The sequence below is a fragment of the Rhodococcus sp. RS1C4 genome (genome assembly GCF_002258225.1).
Lineage (GTDB): Bacteria > Actinomycetota > Actinomycetes > Mycobacteriales > Mycobacteriaceae > Rhodococcoides > Rhodococcoides fascians_E.
Genome location: NZ_NOXZ01000008.1, coordinates 92,503 through 109,144 on the forward strand (window position 1 = coordinate 92,503; position 16,642 = coordinate 109,144).

Genomic DNA, 16,642 nt, shown 5'->3' on the forward strand with positions numbered 1-16,642 from the left:
CACTCACATACGGGCGCCGGTCTGCTGCACGATCCAGGCGTATTCGAAGGCGGCTTCCTTCCACTTCTCGTATCGTCCACTGACGCCGCCGTGGCCTGCGCTCATCTCGGTCTTGAGCAGCAGGTCGGAGTCACCGGTCTTGGTGGCACGCAGTGCGGCAACCCATTTGGCGGGCTCGACGTAGAGCACACGGGTGTCGTTGATGGACGTGATCGCGAGGATCGCTGGGTAGTCCTTGGCTTCGACGTTCTCGTAGGGACTGTACGACTTCATGTAGTCGTACACCTCCTTGTCCGCCAACGGATTGCCCCACTCGTCCCACTCGATGACCGTGAGCGGCAGCGACGGGTCGAGAATGGAGGTCAGTGGATCGACGAACGGAACGTTCGCGAGGATGCCGTTGAACAGCTCCGGCGCCAGGTTCGCGACAGCACCCATCAGAAGCCCGCCCGCGCTACCACCGTCGGCGACGAGGTGTTTCGGCGCCGTCCGACCCGTGTCGATCAGATGCTGTGCAGCGGAGACGAAATCGGTGAACGTGTTCTTCTTGGTGAGAGTCTTGCCGTTCTCGTACCAGTGGCGGCCCATCTCGCCGCCACCGCGCACGTGTGCGACGACGAAGACGATTCCGCGGTCCAGTAGCGAGAGCCTGGCTACGGAGAACGCCGGATCCATCGATGCTTCGTACGATCCGTAGCCGTACAGCAGGGTCGGAGCAGGGCCTTCGGGAACGTCCTTGCGCAGCACGATGGACAGCGGAATGCGGGTCCCGTCGGCCGCGACGGCCCACTCTCGATGCTGGACGTAGTCGTCGGCGCGGAAATCACCCAGGACGGGCTGCGCCTTACGGAGCAGCAACTCGCCTGATTTCACGTCGTAGTCGTACACCTGCCCAGGGGTGATGAACGAGGTGTAGACAAGACGAAGAAGTGGCTGCGTCCACTCGGGGTTCGAGCCGGCGCCGACGGCGAAGAGTTCTTCCTCGAACTCGAGTTCCTCGTAGTCGCCGTACCCCTCGGGTCCGATCGGCCAGATAGCCAGCCGTGTCAACGCTTCTCGGCGGTAGTTGAGTACGAGATGGTCGGCGAACGCGTCGACGTCCTCGAGCCTGACGTCGTCGCGGTGCGGAATCAGAATGGTCTGGTTCGACGGATCGTCGACGGGTGCGTCGGCGAGGAGAAAGTTCTCCGCCTTCTCGCCGTCGGTTCCCCAGCCGTTGACGGAGCCGTTGTGCTGGATCAGGAATCGATCCTCACCGTTCACCACGGCATGCTCGACGCTGTACTCCACACCGGTTTCGCGCGGGAGTACGACGCGGAATTCGCCTTCCGGATTCTCGGATTCCAGGACGAGGCATTCGGAGGTGATCTTGGAGCCGACCCAGATCATCAGGTACTTCTCGCTACGGGTGGAGCCGAATCCGACCCAGTAGCTCTCGTCCGGCTCGTGGAAGACCTTGACGTCCTCGGAGGATGGTGTGCCGAGCTTGTGCCGCCACACGGTGTCGGGACGCCAGGATTCGTCGACGGTTTGGTAGAAGACGTGGCCGTGGTCGATCGACCACGTCGCTCCGGTGGAGACCTTCTCGATGGTGTCGGGCAGCATCTCATCGGTGCGCAGGTCCTTGAAACGCAACGTGTACCGCTCGTCGCCCTCGGTGTCGGTCGAGTAGGCCAGGAGGTTACCGTCCTGGCTGATCGAGAATGCTCCGAGGGAGAAGAAGGTGTGCCCCTCGGCCTCGATGTTGGAATCGAGAAGGACCTGCTCGCCCGGCACCTCACCGGACAGAGTGGGAGGTGTCCAGTCGTCGGGAGAATCCACGGCGCAACGGCATTGGAGGCCGTAGGACTTGCCTTCGATGGTCCGCGAGTAGTACCACCAGTCGCCCATACGCGTCGGGACCGACAGGTCTGTCTCCTGGGTGCGTGACTTGATCTCGTCGAAGATCTGTCCGCGGAGTTCCTCGAGACCGGCGGTCTGCTGCTCGGTATAGGCGTTCTCGGCTTCGAGGTAGGCGATCACCTCGGCATCTTCCTTGTCCCGCAGCCACTCGTAGTTGTCGACGACGGTGTCGCCGTGGTGGGTCCGTTCGAGAGGGACCTTCTTGGCAATCGGTGGAGTAACTGTCATGGCTTGACCCAATCGTCGAAGTTGAGGCCCGAAATGCGTTCGTAGGCCTCGATGTACCGTGCACGAGTCGCCGCGACGACGTCGTCGGGAAGAGCGGGCGGCGGCGTGTCACCGTGACGGTCCCAGCCCGATTCGCCCGTCAGCCAGTCGCGGACGTACTGCTTGTCGAAGCTTGGCTGAACGCGACCTTCCTCGTAGCTGTCGGCCGGCCAGTACCGCGAGGAATCCGGGGTGAGCACCTCGTCGGCGAGAACCAGGTTGCCGTCGGCGTCCTGCCCGAATTCGAACTTGGTGTCGGCGAGGATGATTCCGCGGTCGAGTGCGAAATTGGCAGCTCGGGCGTAGATCTCGAGGGTGTCCTCGCGAAGTTTGAACGCCAGTTCCTCCCCGACCTTGTCGACGACGGCGGCGTAGTCGACGTTCTCGTCGTGCTCGCCGAGAGCCGCTTTGGCCGCGGGCGTGAAGATCGGTTCGTCGAGCTTGCTGGATTCGACCAGACCGTCGGGCAGCGCGACACCGCACACCGCGCCGGTCCGCTGGTAGTCCGAGAGCCCCGAACCGGTCAGGTAACCGCGAGCGACGCACTCGATCGGCACCATCTCGAGGCGCTTGACGACAAGAGCCCGTCCGAGCAGTTCCTGAGGGATCCGCTCGTCGAGCGGATCACCGGCGAGGTGATTGACTCCCCCGAGCTCTTCGAAGAAGAACACGCTCATCGCCGTCAGGACGCGCCCCTTGTCGGGGATCGGCGTATCGAGGACGTGGTCGTAGGCGGAGATGCGGTCGCTTGCGACGAGAAGCAGGTGGTCGTCGTCGACGATGTAGAGATCGCGAACCTTGCCGCCGGCCAGATGCTGGTAGCTACTGAGTGTTGGGCGCACGAAACCAACCCTATCTGGGCCTGATGTCGCCATGTCTCGGCGACAGGAGAACAATGGTTGCTGATGGCAACCAACGAGATCGCAGACGTCGGCTTCCGGTCCGAGCGCGGGCCGGTACTCATCGCTCTGATGCTCAGCACGTCGCTCGTCGCACTGGACTCCACGATCATCGCGACGGCCGTGTTGACCATCGTGGACGATCTCGGTGGTTTCAGTCAGTTCCCGTGGCTGTTCTCGATCTATCTGCTGGCCCAGGCCGTGTCCGTGCCGATCTACGGGAAGCTTGCCGACCTGTTCGGCCGCAAGAAGGTCATGCTGTGGGGCATCGCAGTGTTCCTCCTCGGCTCGATTCTGTGCGGCCTGGCGTGGTCGATGCCCGCGTTGATCGCATTCCGCGCGGTTCAGGGACTCGGGGCGGGGGCGGTGCAGCCGATGTCCGTCACGATCGCGGGCGACATCTACACCCTGCAGGAACGCGCCAAAGCCCAGGGCTACCTGGCCAGCGTGTGGGCCATGTCGGCAGTGCTGGGGCCTGCACTCGGCGGTGTGTTCTCCGAGTTCCTGTCCTGGCGCTGGATCTTCTTCGTCAACATCCCACTGTGCGCACTGGCCGCCTGGATGCTGATCCGACGCTTCCACGAAGGGCCCGTCGACCGCTCGAAACCCACGATCGACTACCTCGGTGCGGGTCTGCTCACCGTCGGCGCGGCTGCGCTGCTTCTCGGGTTGCTGGAAGGCGGACAGTCCTGGGCATGGGCGTCGGGCACGTCGGTGGGGATCTTTGCACTCGGGGTCGTCTCACTGGCGTTGTTCACCTGGCAGCAGACCCGCGCGCCCGAGCCGATACTGCCGCTCTGGGTGTTCACCCGGCGCGTCCTCGTCGTCAGTAGCCTGGTGTCCCTCATCGTCGGGGCAATCGTGCTGGGGTTGACGTCGTACGTCCCCACCTTCGTGCAAGGCGTCCTCGGCACCGGTGCCATCGTGGCCGGCTTCGCTCTGGCAACCCTCACGCTCGGCTGGCCGATCGCGGCGTCGCTGTCCGGCAAGTTCTATCTGAGGTTCGGATTCCGCGCGACGGCGTTGACCGGCGGGTCCATCGCGCTGGTCGGAACCGGATCGGCAACCCTGATAGGCGCGCAGTCGCAGATCTGGATGATCGCCGCCGTCTGCTTCGTCGTCGGGCTCGGCATGGGTCTCATTGCAAGCCCGACGCTGATCGCCGCGCAGTCGTCGGTCGAGTGGTCCGAGCGTGGCGTCGCGACGTCGACCAACATGTTCGCGCGCTCCATCGGCAGCGCCGTCGGCGTCGCGATCTTCGGTGCAATCGTGAACTCGCATGTCTCCGGGGATCCGGAACCGCAGCAGCTGTCCGACGCCATTCATCTGGTCTTCCTGGGCGTCTTCGGTGCGGCAGTACTCATGCTCCTCGCCGCAACGTTGATGCCCAAGGCGGCTCCGCCGCAGGTGAGTCGACGGACATCTCAGCCGTGACGATCTACTGGGCGAACAGCGTCTGCACCTGATCCAGGGTCGAGATAACCCCGTCGTAATCCGGTCGGTAGCTCGTAGCAGGCAGCTCGAAGACGTTGCCGGACGCAAAGGCAGGCAGACTCGCGTAGGCGGGATCCTGTTTCAATTCGTCCAAGCTACGACCGGCGACCGGAACGACGATGATGACGGGTGCGCTCGCCACCGGAGCCAGGAGTTCGGGGCTGATGATGAACGAGTCACCCGAGCCGTAGAGCTCGGGGTTGTCGGCTTTGGTGAGCACGTCGTCCGGTTCGAGGCCGACGTTCTTCAGCAACTCCGGCAACGTTGCAGTCTGCGGGATGAACGCGGGCTCGTTGGTGCTCAGCGACAACAGGTACGACACCGGCGATCCCGGCACCGTGATGGCCCCTTTTACTTCGGCGACCTTGTCGTCGTATGCCTCGAGCAGTCCGGCAACCTTGTCCGACTCACCCGCAGCGTCGGCAACGGCTTCGAGCTGCCCCTGCCACGTGTTGACGGACGCGGGTATCAGAACAGTCGGCGCGATGGCGGTCAGCTGGTCGTATGCTTCGTCTGCCTGGACGGCGGAAATCCCCTGTCCGCCACCGATGATGAGGTCGGGCTCTGCCTGTGCGATCGCCTCGATGTTCAGCGCTTCGCCTGCGGGCAGTTCTTCGGTGCCCTGCTCCTCCGCCTTCTCGGCCCACTGCGGTGGGAACCCGCCGTCGAGGTTGGTCACGCCCAGAAGCCGCGTGTCGGTGATGGCGATCGGTGCGTCGAGGGTGAAGAGGTATCCGGCCAGTCCTGCAGACAGCACCGCGATGCGTTGCGGATCGGCCGGCACGGTGACGTCTCCCTTGTCGGTCGAGATCACCCTGGTCTCGCTGCTTGTGGCTCCCGTCTCGGTGTCGTCGCCGGGCGAGCTGTCGCTACTGCATGCGGTGAGACCGATCGTCACTGCGGCGAGCGCGGCGATCACGCGCACACTGCGCCGCCGAAGAAGTGAACCGGACAACGTAAATCCTTTCGAAAGCGCGAGACATCAGTAGTGCTCGACCAACTCAGCATTCTAGATCGATCACTCGCAGTTGTGGTGGGTCAGCTTTTGCGGTGCACCACACCGCGCGAGACGAGATCGACCGTCAGGACCACCGCCAATGTCTGAGCGAGCAAGAGTCCGGTCAACACGAGTATCTGCACGGCTCCGGCCTGGATGGCCGAACCGCTGGCCAACAGCACACCCACGAAAGCTCCGGGCAGTGTCACGAGCCCGACCGTCCGCGTCTGATCCAACCCAGGCAGCAGCGCGTCCCCGGCAGTGGGACGAACGACTTCGAGCCGCGAATCACGTTCGGTGAGGCCGAGACTCAACGCGGCTTCTACTTCACCGTGCCGCTCGGACAGTGCATCCAGAGCTCGACGAGCCGCAAGCGACGTCGCTGTCATCGTGCCGCCCAGAATGATGCCACCGACGGGCACGATCGCAATCCCCTCGGCAGGAACGACTCCCGTCGACAAACACAATGGAACGACGACGCCGATACCCACGGCCAGTGGGACCGTCAACCACAGCCCGGATCTCCCGGCCTCCGAACGACGAATGGACGTGAAGGCAGCCGCAGCGAACATGACGACCAACACCAGCAACGAAGACCACAGATGAGCGAGCGCCGCGGCCAGGACCAGCGACACCGCGGCCAACTGCAGGAACCCACGGCCAGCTGCCGACGGCACCGTCCACACTCGCCCGATGGCAGAAACTCGATACACCAAGGCCGCCAGCAGGACCATGACCACGCACAGGACTGCAAGGGGAACGCCGGGCTCGACCAGGGAAGAACTCACTCATAGATTATCCACGTGAGTGGAAATATAGGCGGGAGCCTACATTTCCACTCACAGACCGACGCGCTCCAGCATGGCGTCGAACTCCTCGCTGGCCTCGGCTTGACTGCGGCCTGCGGCCAATGCGCCGTTGTACACCGCCAGTGCTTCTTCCTGGTACTTCTTGTATTTTTCCAGCCACTGCTCGGAGTTGGCGCGCCAGTACCCGATGATCTCGAATCGAGTCACCGGGTAGCCGAGCTCCTTCCGGAAGTACTTTCGCACGACGCGGGACGACGCAGCCTCACCGGCGAACCAGATGTAACCCTCGCCGTCGGGCAGTTCCCACTGACGTGCCGCGTCTTCGAGCACACTCGCGGAATCACCGTTGCCGGAGCCGAATCGCCAGTCGTACGTCACGTCGCCGGCTGTCTCGAACTCCTGCTTGTCACTGCGCTCGAGCACCTCGACGATCGCGTGAGCTTTTGCGCCACTCGGCAATTCCTCGATGATGCGTCCGAGCGCAGGCAGACCCGTCATGTCTGCGACGAGCAACTGCCACTGCGCCGTAGCCGGGATGTTGTACCAGGAACGTGGCCGCGTCCACAGCAAAACCTGGCCGACCGTCGCGTTCAGCGCCCAGGTGGCAGCAACACCGCCTTCGTGCGCGACGAAATCGATGACAAGGTGCCCGGAGTCGGCATCGAACCGACGGACGGTGTAGTTGCGGCCCTCGGGCGCATCCTCGATGCCGTGGAACCACCATTCGCCGTCGACCTCGGTCATCGCAGGCGGACGATCCTCACCCTCACGCGCGAAGAACAACGTCACGCATTCGTCGGGGGACCCGATGCTCACGTAGTCGGCAACGTCCTCACCACCGAACGTCACCCGCACCATGTGCTTGGTGATCTGCTCGACGGCAACAACTTCGGCGTAGTAGAAACCCTTGCTCATTCTTCCTCGTCCAGATGTTCGTGGGTATCGGAGACACCTCGGCGCCAATATCCCGTGATCGAGCTGTCCCCCTTGCCCAAACCCAGATCCTTCCGGATCCAGGACCGCAGCGGACGTATGTCCCCGGCCTCGCCGGCGAGCCAGACGAACACCGAAGCGCCGTCCGGAATCTTCGTCGATCGTACTGCCGTCTCGAGCCCCGACGCCTCACCGTGCGGCGTCACAATCCAGTGGACGTCGATTCCACCCGGCGGGTCCAGCTTCTGAATGCTCGATTCGGTGTGCACTTCGATGTACACGTCTCCGCGGGTGTCACGCGGCATCTCCTCCACCCAGCGAGCGATCGCAGGCAGCGCGGTCTCGTCGCCGACGATGACGAAATGGTCGTATCCGGGATCGATGATCACCCCGCCGGGAGGTCCCGCGACATGAAGGGTGTCACCCGGCCTTGCCGCGATCGCCCACCCCGATGCGAGCCCATGTCGGTGCACGACGAAATCGATATCGATCTCCCGCTCCTCGGGACGGTACTTCCGGACTGTGTACTCACGGGTGGTCGGGAAGGGCTCCGGCCAATCGAGATGGTCGCCGTCGGGCACCGGGAGCCGCAGCTCACCGGTGTCGACGTCGGGGAAGATGAGCTTGACGTGCTCGTCGGCGACCTGACTGACAAATCCATCGGTCCCGGCTCCACCGAACGTCACGCGGATCATCGTGTCGGTGATCATCTCGGTCCGGACGACCTCTGCCGCACGGATCTTGATGGGATAAGGCTGGCGTCGGGCGGGCGTAGGCACTACAGGCTCCTGATCGATTAGCATTCGAAGTTAGGCTAACCTATAGAACTAGTCGGGCGCACCCCCTGTGATTCGTCGAACCCCTACGGCCAACCCCGTCGACGCGTCCGCTCGCAGCACCGGAACCCCACCGTCCATCCCCTCCCACTGGAACACGAGCCTGCCGACGTATGACATCCGCCTGGAATCCGCCCAAGCACATCCCCGTTTTCTTCGACATTCCGGACACGCCGCCGCAGCGTCGAATCAGAATCCGCGACGGCATGTCGCCGCTACGCCTCTCGGCGTCGATCATCCGATCGGCAGGCTGGCATGCGGCACTCGGGTGCCTGCTCCTGGTGCTGTACAACACCGCGACGACGCTCGTTCCGCTGGCATTGGGTGCAGCCATCGACCGCGGCATCGGGCCGGTCACCACGGGCACCCCTGCCGGTGAGGCCGTCGGTGGGTTCCTGCAGTGGCTTGCCGTCATCGCAGGCCTCTATGTGGTCATGAACTTGACGTATCGCTTCGGCGGGCGCATCGGTTGGTTCGCTGTACAGCGTGCGAAGTACGAGCTGTCGTCGCGAGTGATCGAGCGCATCCTCGACGCACGCGGAACCGCAGGCGGACCGCAGCTGCCAGGGCGGCTGCTGTCGGTGGCAACCTCCGACAGCGACCGGGCCAGCAGCGCAATCTATTTCGCGGTGTATCCACTCGGCCATATCGTCGCAATCGTCGTCGCGGCTGTGTCGCTCTTCGCCATCCACCCGGTTCTAGGCTTGACCGTCATACTCGGGTCGCCATTGCTGTTGGCGCTCATGGCGGTTGTCGCGCGTCCACTGCAGAGACGCGCAGAGGAAGAACAAGATGCCGTCGCGGACGCGGCAGGCATCGCCGCCGATCTGGTGTCCGGCTACCGAGTGATCACGGGCATCCACGCTCAGCGCGCCGCCACTGACCATTATCGAGGTGTGTCCCGATCGGCCCTGCGCGGCACACTCGCGGCCAACAGGGCAGAGGGCGCGGTCATCGGCATCAACAATGCGCTGACCGGTCTGTTCGCGGGCGTGGTGACCGTCATCGCTGCAATGCTCACGTTCAACGGCTCCATCACGATCGGCGGCCTTATCGCCGCTGCCGCCATGGCCCAGGTGCTTCTCGATCCGCTGAGAAGTCTCATCGAGGACGCCGCAACGTTGGGTGCGATGGTGTTGGCGTCGGCCAAGCGTGTTCTCGATCAACTGCACATCGGCCCCGATCCGGAGGCGCTCGGAACCGCTCCGATCCCGGAGTCCCCGACGCTTCGGATCCACTCGCCCCAGATGACCGACCCGATTCTCGTCACGCCCGGCGAGTTTCTCGTGATCGACCCGTCCGCGATCGATGCCGACGGGCTCGTCGCCGCGATGACCTTGACCTCGCGCGGCGAGCAAGACAAGACCCCGGGCATCACACTCGACGGACGTCCCTTGCGAGAACATGACCCGGCCGAGGTCCGCCGCCGAATACTCGTCTCACCCCATCAGCCGGACCTCCTCGAACCGACGTTGTTTGCCAACGTGGCGTCCGCGGAGGCAGTTCCGGGGTCGGACGAGCACACCAGCGCCCGCGGCGCGCTGCAGGCAGCCCGCTGCGACGGCCTGGAGCACGAACTTCGCGACGGCTACGACACCGATATCGGCGACGGCGGCAGAACCCTGTCCGGTGGCCAACGCCAACGCGTCGCACTCGCCCGCGCACTGCATCGCCGTCCGCCGGTACTCGTTCTGCACGATCCCACGAATTCCGTGGACTCGGCCACCGAGCACGACATCGCCACCAGGGTACGTTCTGCGCGAGAAGGATTGACCACGATCGTCATCACGTCCTCGCCCGCCTTTCACGCAGTGTCCACGCACAGCATCGCAGGAGAACATTCGTGAGCGATACCGAAATGCAGCGCCTGCCGGTCGCCGACTGGCGCGAGATGCGTAACGAGATAACAGAACTCGCCGAGGGCAAGAAGCTGAGGATCGCGGGCATCCTCCTACTTCTGCTGATCTCGGCAGCCACGACGCTCGTCCTCCCACTGACCATCGGGTGGATCGTCGACACAGTCACCGGCAGTGAAGCATCGGGAATTCCAGCGGTGTTCTGGTGGCAGTTGACTGCACTGGTGGCCGCTGCCCTCATCGGCGGCGTCGTCGAGTTCTTCGGCATGGTGGCGCTCGGACGCGTCATCGACACGATGGTCGCGGACCTGCGCGAGAAGTTCATGGCGGCGACACTGGATCTGACGGAGACCGAGGTGGAACGAGTGGGTGTCGGAGACATCGTGACTCGTGCCGCATCCGACACGCGGAACGTGTCCGACGAACTCCCAGCAATTCTGCCGACGCTGTCAGCAGCGATCTTCACGATCGTGCTGACCGTCATCGGGGCAGCGGCCATCGACTGGCGCTTCGGCATCGCGTTCTTGCTTGCCGCGCCGTTGTACGTACGGGCATTGAGGTGGTACCTCCCCGCGGTGCCGCCGGTGTACGGCGCACTGCGCTCGGCAGACAGCACCCGCGGCGAACGCGTACTCACCACACTCACGGCGCTTCCAACCGTTACCGCATTTCAGGTAGGCGATGCACGTATCAACGACATCCAGAGCGCAACATGGGATGTGGCACGTTGGGAGGTGCGCGCTCGAATCATGCAGAACCGTTTCTTCAGCCGCATCAACCTCGCCGAGGCGGTCTGCCTGCTCCTGATCGTCGGATGTGGTTTCGTTCTGGCTGCGCGGTACGGCACGTCACTGGGTTCGATCACCGCCGCCTCGCTGTTGTTCCTGCAGGTCACCGGACCGATCTCGATGCTGATGTTCGTGATGGACGACTTGCAGTCCGCCGCAGCATCTCTCGCTCGGGTCGTGGGTGTCACGAAGAACTACGCCGCCCCGGCCGCCGCGCCGGACTCGACCGTGAGGCGAACCGGCCCCGTCGTCTCGGTTCGTGATGCATCCTTCTCCTATCTGCCGGAGCACCCCGTGCTGAACGGCGTCGATCTGACGCTCCACGCCGGGGAGCACCTCGCGATCGTCGGCACGAGCGGTTCGGGCAAGACAACGCTCGCCCGTCTGATCGCCGGCGTGCGCGAGCCGGGCGGCGGAACCATCGAGGCATCGGTACACCGATCGCGGATCGCGTACCTGAACCAAGAGGGACGAGTCTTCTCGGCAACACTGCGCGAGAATCTGGCGTTCGCCGCGCCGGATGCTTCGGACGAGTCACTTACGCACGCACTGTCACTCGTCGGCGGGGATGTCCTTCTCAGCTCGCTCCCCGGTGGCCTCGACACCGAACTCGGCGAGGAAGGTCACCGCATCACCGCGGCGGACGTTCAGCTGCTCGCGCTGGCCAGGCTGGTCCTGCACGACCCCGCGGTGGCGATTCTGGACGAGGCCACGGCAGAAGCAGATTCGCGCAACTCGGCTCTGCTCGACGAGGCCACAGCGAAGGCACTACATGGCCGGTCGGCGATCGTCATCGCGCACCGACTCTCGCAGGCGCGTGCGTGCGACCGTATCGTCGTCCTCGAGCGGGGGTCCATCGTCGAGGAAGGCACCCACGACGAGCTACTCGATGCCGCGGGCCGCTACGCCGAACTGTGGGCCGTGTACAGCGCCGACATACAACCCCATTCCGAGGTAAGGCTAGGTTAAGCTGAGCTAGGTTAGGCTATCAATGTCAGCCTCGCCGGACCTACGCCGAGGAGCACCCGTGAAGACCTGCATCGCCACCGTGTCACTCGGCGGAACGCTCGAGGACAAACTCGACGGCATCGCCGCGGCAGGCTTCGACGGCGTCGAAATTCTCGACGCCGACCTGACGGCTGCATCATCGAGCACCGCAGACATCCGTCGGCGATGCGACGACCTCGGATTGACCGTCGACCTCTACCAACCGTTCAGGCGCGCCGAAGGTGTCACCGAAACCGAATTCGCCGACGTACTCCAACGTTTCCACCGCGAAAGCGACATCATGGAGGCGCTCGGCGGAGATGCAATCCTCGTCGTCTCCAACACCGACGACGACGCCATCGACGACCGAGACCTCTCTGCCTCGCAATTGCACGCACTCGGCGAGGCCGCAGCAGAACATGGCGCCACCGTCATGTTCGAAGCGCTGGCTTGGGGCACCCACATCAACCGCATCGCCGACGTCGAAGATGCACTGAGGCGCGCCGACCACCCGTCGTTGTCACTCGTCGTCGACACCTTCCACCTCTATGCGGTGGGAGACGGAATCGAACAGATCCACGCCCTCGACCCCCGCGGTATCGGCTTTCTTCAGGTCGCCGACGCCCCGTGGATGGATCTCGATCTGATCCAGTGGAGCCGAAATCACCGCTGCTTCCCCGGAGACGGCGAGTTCGACGTACTCGCCCCCGTTGCCGGCGTGATCGAAGCCGGATACACCGGTCCGCTTTCACTGGAAATCTTCAACCCCGGATACCGCGAACGCCCCGCAGCCGACGTCGCGGCACACGGGGCAGAATCGCTCGACGCCTTGATTTCTCGTCTGCAATACACCACAACGTGAGCGGAAATGTAGGCCTGACCTACATTTCCGCTCACATAGGAAGGGATAGATGACCGCGTCCACTCACGACCTCGCACCCCTCGTCCTGGACGGAGTCGTCCCCTATCCACCGGAGTTCGCGCAGCGCTACCGGGATGAGGGCATCTGGGTGGACCAGACGTTCACGGAGTTTCTGTTCAGCTCGATCGAGCAGCACTCGGAGGAGACTGCACTGATCTTCGGTGACACCCGGATCACGTACGGCCACCTGGGCGAGCGGATTCTGACGCTCGCGGCCGGGTTCGAGCGTCTCGGAATCCGGCGCGGCGACCGCGTCGTGGTCCACCTCCCGAACATTCCCGACTATGTGGCGCTGGTGTTCGCACTCTACGAGATCGGCGCAGTACCCGTCCTCACCCCGATCGCGTTGCGCCTGCACGAAATCGGTTACATCGTCGAAGAATCCGGTGCCCGCGGGTACATCGCCACCGCCGCGCACGACGGGAACGATCTCGCAGCCCTCGCAGCCGAGCTGAAGTCGACGTCGTCCACACTCGAACACACGATCATCGTCGACGCCGATGGACTTGAACCGCTTCTTGCACAGGGCACACTGGAACATCGTCGACGATCGCTCCCGTCGGACGTCGCTTTCCTGGCATTGTCGGGAGGCACGACCGATCGCCCCAAGCTTGTCCCGCACACCCACGAGACGTACCTCGCCTCCGTGCGGGCGGCGGCCGCGATGACCGATATCACCTCGGACACAGTGCAACTCGTCGTGCTACCGATGTCGCACAGCTTCGCGATGCGCTCCCCCGGTTACCTGTCCACTCTCGCTGCCGGCGGCACAGTCGTCATGGCGCCCAACGGGAGTCCGGACGTGAGCTTCCCCCTCATCGACGAGCATGGTGTGACCATCGTCGCGCTGGTTCCCCCGCTCGCGCTGGCGTGGTTGAACTCGTCACTGAAAGAGCGATACGACCTGTCCACGCTCGCCGTCATCCAGGTCGGCGGGGCGAAGTTCAGCCCCGACTCGGCGCGACGAGTTCGGCCCGAACTCGGGGCGACGGTCCAGCAGTCCTTCGGTATGGCCGAGGGCCTGCACACCTTCACACGACTCGATGCGGACGAGGACATCATCACCACTCGCCAGGGGCGCCCGACCACCGACTACGACGAAATCCGCGTCGTCGACTCTCATGGCCAGAATGTCGACAGAGGCACCGCCGGTGACCTTCTGACCCGTGGACCGTCGACCATCCGCGGTTACTACAACGCCCCTCAGCACCAGAACGTGTTCACCGAGGACGGCTTCTACCGCACGGGTGACATTGTCGTCCAGGGCGCCGACGGATACCTGACGGTCACCGGACGCTCGAAGGATCAGATCAACCGTGGCGGGGAGAAAGTCGCACCCGCAGAGGTGGAAGACCAGCTGCTGGCGCACGAGTCGATCCACGAGGCCTCCGTCCAGGGCATTCCCGACGCCGTCCTCGGTGAGCGTGTCAAAGCATTCCTGCTCCCACGCGAGGGTGTGGATCCGAAATCGTTGTCGCTGACCAAGGTTCGGCAGTTCCTGAAGGCCAAGGGGCTCGCGACGTACAAGCTTCCTGACGTCGTCGAATTGGTCACCGAGTTCGAGCGCACCGCCGTCGGAAAAATCAGCAAGAGAAAGTAGAACCGCTTCGCGTGTCGACGAGTGCGGGGCCGGATCCTTTCCCGGCCCCACACTCTCGCGTCCCTACGTTTTCTGCGCAGACTGCTGCAGGTCCTCCAGAACCGCAAGCCAGCGTTCCAGCCGTGGATCCTCTGCCAACACGATGTAGTCCACCTTCTCCACCCCTGCGCTGCGCCACTGCTCGACGAGTTGCATCACGCGCACGGAATCCATTCCCTGCTCGCGCAAATCCAATTCGTGGTCGAGCTCGTCGACCTCCACGTACAGCACGTTCGCCACATCTTCCTGTACCTGTTCGCTGCTCAGTGTCATCGCTGTTCGGCTCCTTCGTCGCCTGGTTCCAGTAGTCGGGTGAGCTGCGCACCCCAGTGGGCTCGTCCGCGCGCGGTGAGGATCACCGACGTGTGGTTTTCGCCGTCGGCCACAGTGATCACGGCCCGCGGGAGATGGACACGCCAGGCGCCCCGTCCAGCGGTGAGCCCCTCCGCCTCGGCGTTGTCGATGGTTTCCCCAGCCAACACGACGAGCGAGCCGCAGTCGAGTCGGCCGCTGGTCGGTTGAGCCATGAGTTGTTCACATCGGTTACCGGACACCGCAAAGGCTTTGACGAGCGTCTGGTTCGCAAACAACGCGCGGCTTCCCTCGTCGCCGAGAATGACCAGCAAGTCCTCGCGTCTGCTTTCCAGGTACTCCAACTGGGCATCCCGGTCGTCGACGAACGACACGTCGGGCGCAGGCGTCTCGGGCGTGTCGGGGGCGCTGGTCGGATAGGTGTCGAGGATCGTCAAGGAATGGATCTCCTCTCCTCTCGAGCGAAGCTCCTGTGCCACGGCGAACATGATGTGTCCGCCGTAGGACCAGCCGAGCAGGTCGTACGGCCCGGTCGACTGCACACGTTGCACCGCATTCGCGTAGACGACCGCCAGTTCGGCGAGCGTGTCGAATTCGATGTCGACACCGCCGTGTGCCGGGTCCTGCAACCCCACGATCCCCAGTCCGTCCGGCACGTAGTCGGCCAACACGTCGTACGCAGCAGCATCGCCGCCGTACATCGTGTGCGCACAGAACAGAAAGCGACCGGACGAGGATGGCAACAGCGGGGCGAGTATCGCGTCGGCCACGTCGGTCGGGGTGACCGTACTCGCGGCGCGATCCTGCGCTGCAGCAGCCAAACCTGCGACGGTCGGGTTCCGGAGCACGTCGTTCAGGAGCAACGACGTACCGATCTCCTCGTTCGCCCGAGCGACCAACCGGACAGCGAGCAACGAGTGCCCGCCGAGACGGAAGAAGTGGTCGTCTGCGGCGAGCGTGATGTCGTCCGCGAGTCCCAACACCTCGCGGAACAGCCGCCCGAGTGCTTTCTCCGCATCGGTCTCGAGTTCCTGTCCGCCGGTGAGTGCTCCGGTGAGGTCGGGTGTGGGTAGTGCGCGGCGGTCGAGTTTGCCGTTGGGGGTGACCGGGACGGTGTCGATGGGAATGAACACCGTGGGGATCATGTAGTCCGGCACCCGTGCGGTCAGATGCTCCCGCAGTTCGTCGTCGGTGACGTCGGTACCGACGTAATAGGCGGCAAGGTATTTGTCATTGCCGCCGGGGTGGTCAGCAGCGATGACGACCGCGGTCGAGACGGCGGGGTGGTGTTCGAGGACGGTGCGGATCTCGTCGAGTTCGATGCGGAAGCCGCGGATCTTGACTTGGTCGTCGGAGCGGCCGAGGTAGTCGAGTTCACCGGCGTGGTTCCAGCGGACGAGATCGCCGGTGCGGTACAGACGCTGCCCGGATCCGGTAGCGACGAACCGGGACGCCGTCAGATCCGTGCGGCCGATGTAGCCGTCGGCGAGTTGGACACCACCGAGATACAGCTCTCCTGTCACCCCGACGGGTACCGGGCGCAGCCAGGTGTCGAGGACGTGGGTGGTTGTGTTGGCGACCGGTGTTCCGATGGGCACGGTCACCGCGTCGGCCAACGCAGACGCGTGGACGGGTGCTGCGGTGACGTCGACGGCGGCTTCGGTGGGGCCGTAGAGGTTGTGCAGTTCGGCGCCGAGGAAGAGTCGGTCGGCGTCGGCGGCGTTCGCGGCGGGGAGGGCTTCGCCGGAGAAGAACACTAGCCGCACCGACGCCAACCGGTCCGGGTCAGGAGTCGCCCCGAGGAATGCAGCGAGCATGGCGGGCACGAAGTGCAGGACGGTGATCTGGTGGCGGTCGATGACCTCGGCGAGATACGACGGGTCTTTGTGGCCGCCGTCTTTGGCGACGACGAGGGTGGCGCCGACGACGGCGGGGAGGAAGAATTCCCAGACCGAGACGTCGAAGACGGCGGGGGTTTTCTGCAGGATCCGATCACCGGGG

General features: G+C 64.2%; 13 protein-coding genes. 5 read left to right on the plus strand and 8 right to left on the minus strand.

Annotation, left to right across the window (positions count from 1 at the left end):
* Nucleotides 1–3: 3 nt before the first annotated feature.
* The gene (locus tag CH289_RS03000; protein ID WP_094727215.1) at nucleotides 4–2,130 is read right to left on the minus strand and encodes a S9 family peptidase; all 2,127 of its coding nucleotides are present in this window, start codon (nucleotides 2,128–2,130) and stop codon (nucleotides 4–6) included.
* Nucleotides 2,127–3,011, minus strand: a complete 885-nt coding sequence (locus CH289_RS03005) for a phosphoribosylaminoimidazolesuccinocarboxamide synthase (RefSeq protein ID WP_037145136.1) — start codon at nucleotides 3,009–3,011, stop codon at nucleotides 2,127–2,129. The genes CH289_RS03000 and CH289_RS03005 overlap by 4 nt, the downstream gene beginning before the upstream one ends.
* Nucleotides 3,012–3,074: 63 nt before the next feature.
* Between CH289_RS03005 and CH289_RS03010 the strand changes: the two genes are divergently transcribed.
* Nucleotides 3,075–4,502, plus strand: a complete 1,428-nt coding sequence (locus CH289_RS03010; RefSeq protein ID WP_037184788.1) for an MDR family MFS transporter — start codon at nucleotides 3,075–3,077, stop codon at nucleotides 4,500–4,502.
* 4 nt (nucleotides 4,503–4,506) lie between these two features.
* Here the strand turns inward: CH289_RS03010 and CH289_RS03015 are convergent, their stop codons facing one another.
* The 4 genes from CH289_RS03015 to CH289_RS03030 form a co-directional block, all read right to left on the minus strand.
* Complete coding sequence (locus CH289_RS03015) at nucleotides 4,507–5,517, minus strand: ABC transporter substrate-binding protein (protein WP_033190661.1); 1,011 nt, start codon at nucleotides 5,515–5,517, stop codon at nucleotides 4,507–4,509.
* Nucleotides 5,518–5,600: 83 nt separating this feature from the next.
* Entirely contained in the window at nucleotides 5,601–6,347 is a 747-nt protein-coding gene (locus tag CH289_RS03020; protein WP_033190660.1) for an ABC transporter permease, read from the minus strand.
* 51 nt (nucleotides 6,348–6,398) lie between these two features.
* Nucleotides 6,399–7,283, minus strand: coding sequence for a siderophore-interacting protein (locus CH289_RS03025; protein ID WP_033190659.1), 885 nt, complete (start codon nucleotides 7,281–7,283; stop codon nucleotides 6,399–6,401).
* The gene (locus tag CH289_RS03030; RefSeq protein WP_019667393.1) at nucleotides 7,280–8,080 is read right to left on the minus strand and encodes a siderophore-interacting protein; all 801 of its coding nucleotides are present in this window, start codon (nucleotides 8,078–8,080) and stop codon (nucleotides 7,280–7,282) included. The genes CH289_RS03025 and CH289_RS03030 overlap by 4 nt, the downstream gene beginning before the upstream one ends.
* Before the next feature lie 170 nt (nucleotides 8,081–8,250).
* Between CH289_RS03030 and CH289_RS03035 the strand changes: the two genes are divergently transcribed.
* Genes CH289_RS03035 through CH289_RS03050 form a run of 4 tightly spaced genes read left to right on the plus strand, consistent with a single transcriptional unit; the run spans nucleotide 8,251 to nucleotide 14,290 of the window.
* Nucleotides 8,251–9,984, plus strand: a complete 1,734-nt coding sequence (locus tag CH289_RS03035; protein ID WP_019667394.1) for an ABC transporter transmembrane domain-containing protein — start codon at nucleotides 8,251–8,253, stop codon at nucleotides 9,982–9,984.
* Nucleotides 9,981–11,750 (plus strand): ABC transporter ATP-binding protein, encoded by a 1,770-nt coding sequence (locus CH289_RS03040; RefSeq protein WP_230621129.1) that lies wholly within the window; start codon nucleotides 9,981–9,983, stop codon nucleotides 11,748–11,750. Before CH289_RS03035 ends, CH289_RS03040 begins: the two co-directional genes overlap by 4 nt.
* A 58-nt stretch (nucleotides 11,751–11,808) precedes the next feature.
* Entirely contained in the window at nucleotides 11,809–12,630 is an 822-nt protein-coding gene (locus CH289_RS03045) for a sugar phosphate isomerase/epimerase family protein (protein WP_094727217.1), read from the plus strand.
* Nucleotides 12,631–12,679: 49 nt separating this feature from the next.
* Entirely contained in the window at nucleotides 12,680–14,290 is a 1,611-nt protein-coding gene (locus CH289_RS03050) for a (2,3-dihydroxybenzoyl)adenylate synthase (RefSeq protein ID WP_094727219.1), read from the plus strand.
* A 63-nt stretch (nucleotides 14,291–14,353) separates the two neighbouring features.
* Here the strand turns inward: CH289_RS03050 and CH289_RS03055 are convergent, their stop codons facing one another.
* Together CH289_RS03055 and CH289_RS03060 are read right to left on the minus strand one after the other, a co-directional pair.
* Nucleotides 14,354–14,602, minus strand: coding sequence for a phosphopantetheine-binding protein (locus tag CH289_RS03055; RefSeq protein ID WP_019667398.1), 249 nt, complete (start codon nucleotides 14,600–14,602; stop codon nucleotides 14,354–14,356).
* The coding region (locus tag CH289_RS03060) for an AMP-binding protein (protein ID WP_143545029.1) at nucleotides 14,599–16,642 on the minus strand (2,044 nt) is incomplete at its 5' end. The genes CH289_RS03060 and CH289_RS03055, both read right to left, overlap by 4 nt.

Excerpts from the sequence above, each read along its gene's own strand:
- CH289_RS03000 (WP_094727215.1), bottom strand. The coding sequence starts at position 2,130 with ATGACAGTTACTCCACCGATTGCCAAGAAGGTCCCTCTCGAACGGACC.
- CH289_RS03010 (WP_037184788.1), top strand. The coding sequence starts at position 3,075 with ATGGCAACCAACGAGATCGCAGACGTCGGCTTCCGGTCCGAGCGCGGG.
- CH289_RS03025 (WP_033190659.1), bottom strand. The coding sequence starts at position 7,283 with ATGAGCAAGGGTTTCTACTACGCCGAAGTTGTTGCCGTCGAGCAGATC.
- CH289_RS03035 (WP_019667394.1), top strand. The coding sequence starts at position 8,251 with ATGACATCCGCCTGGAATCCGCCCAAGCACATCCCCGTTTTCTTCGAC.
- CH289_RS03050 (WP_094727219.1), top strand. The coding sequence starts at position 12,680 with ATGACCGCGTCCACTCACGACCTCGCACCCCTCGTCCTGGACGGAGTC.
- CH289_RS03055 (WP_019667398.1), bottom strand. The coding sequence starts at position 14,602 with ATGACACTGAGCAGCGAACAGGTACAGGAAGATGTGGCGAACGTGCTG.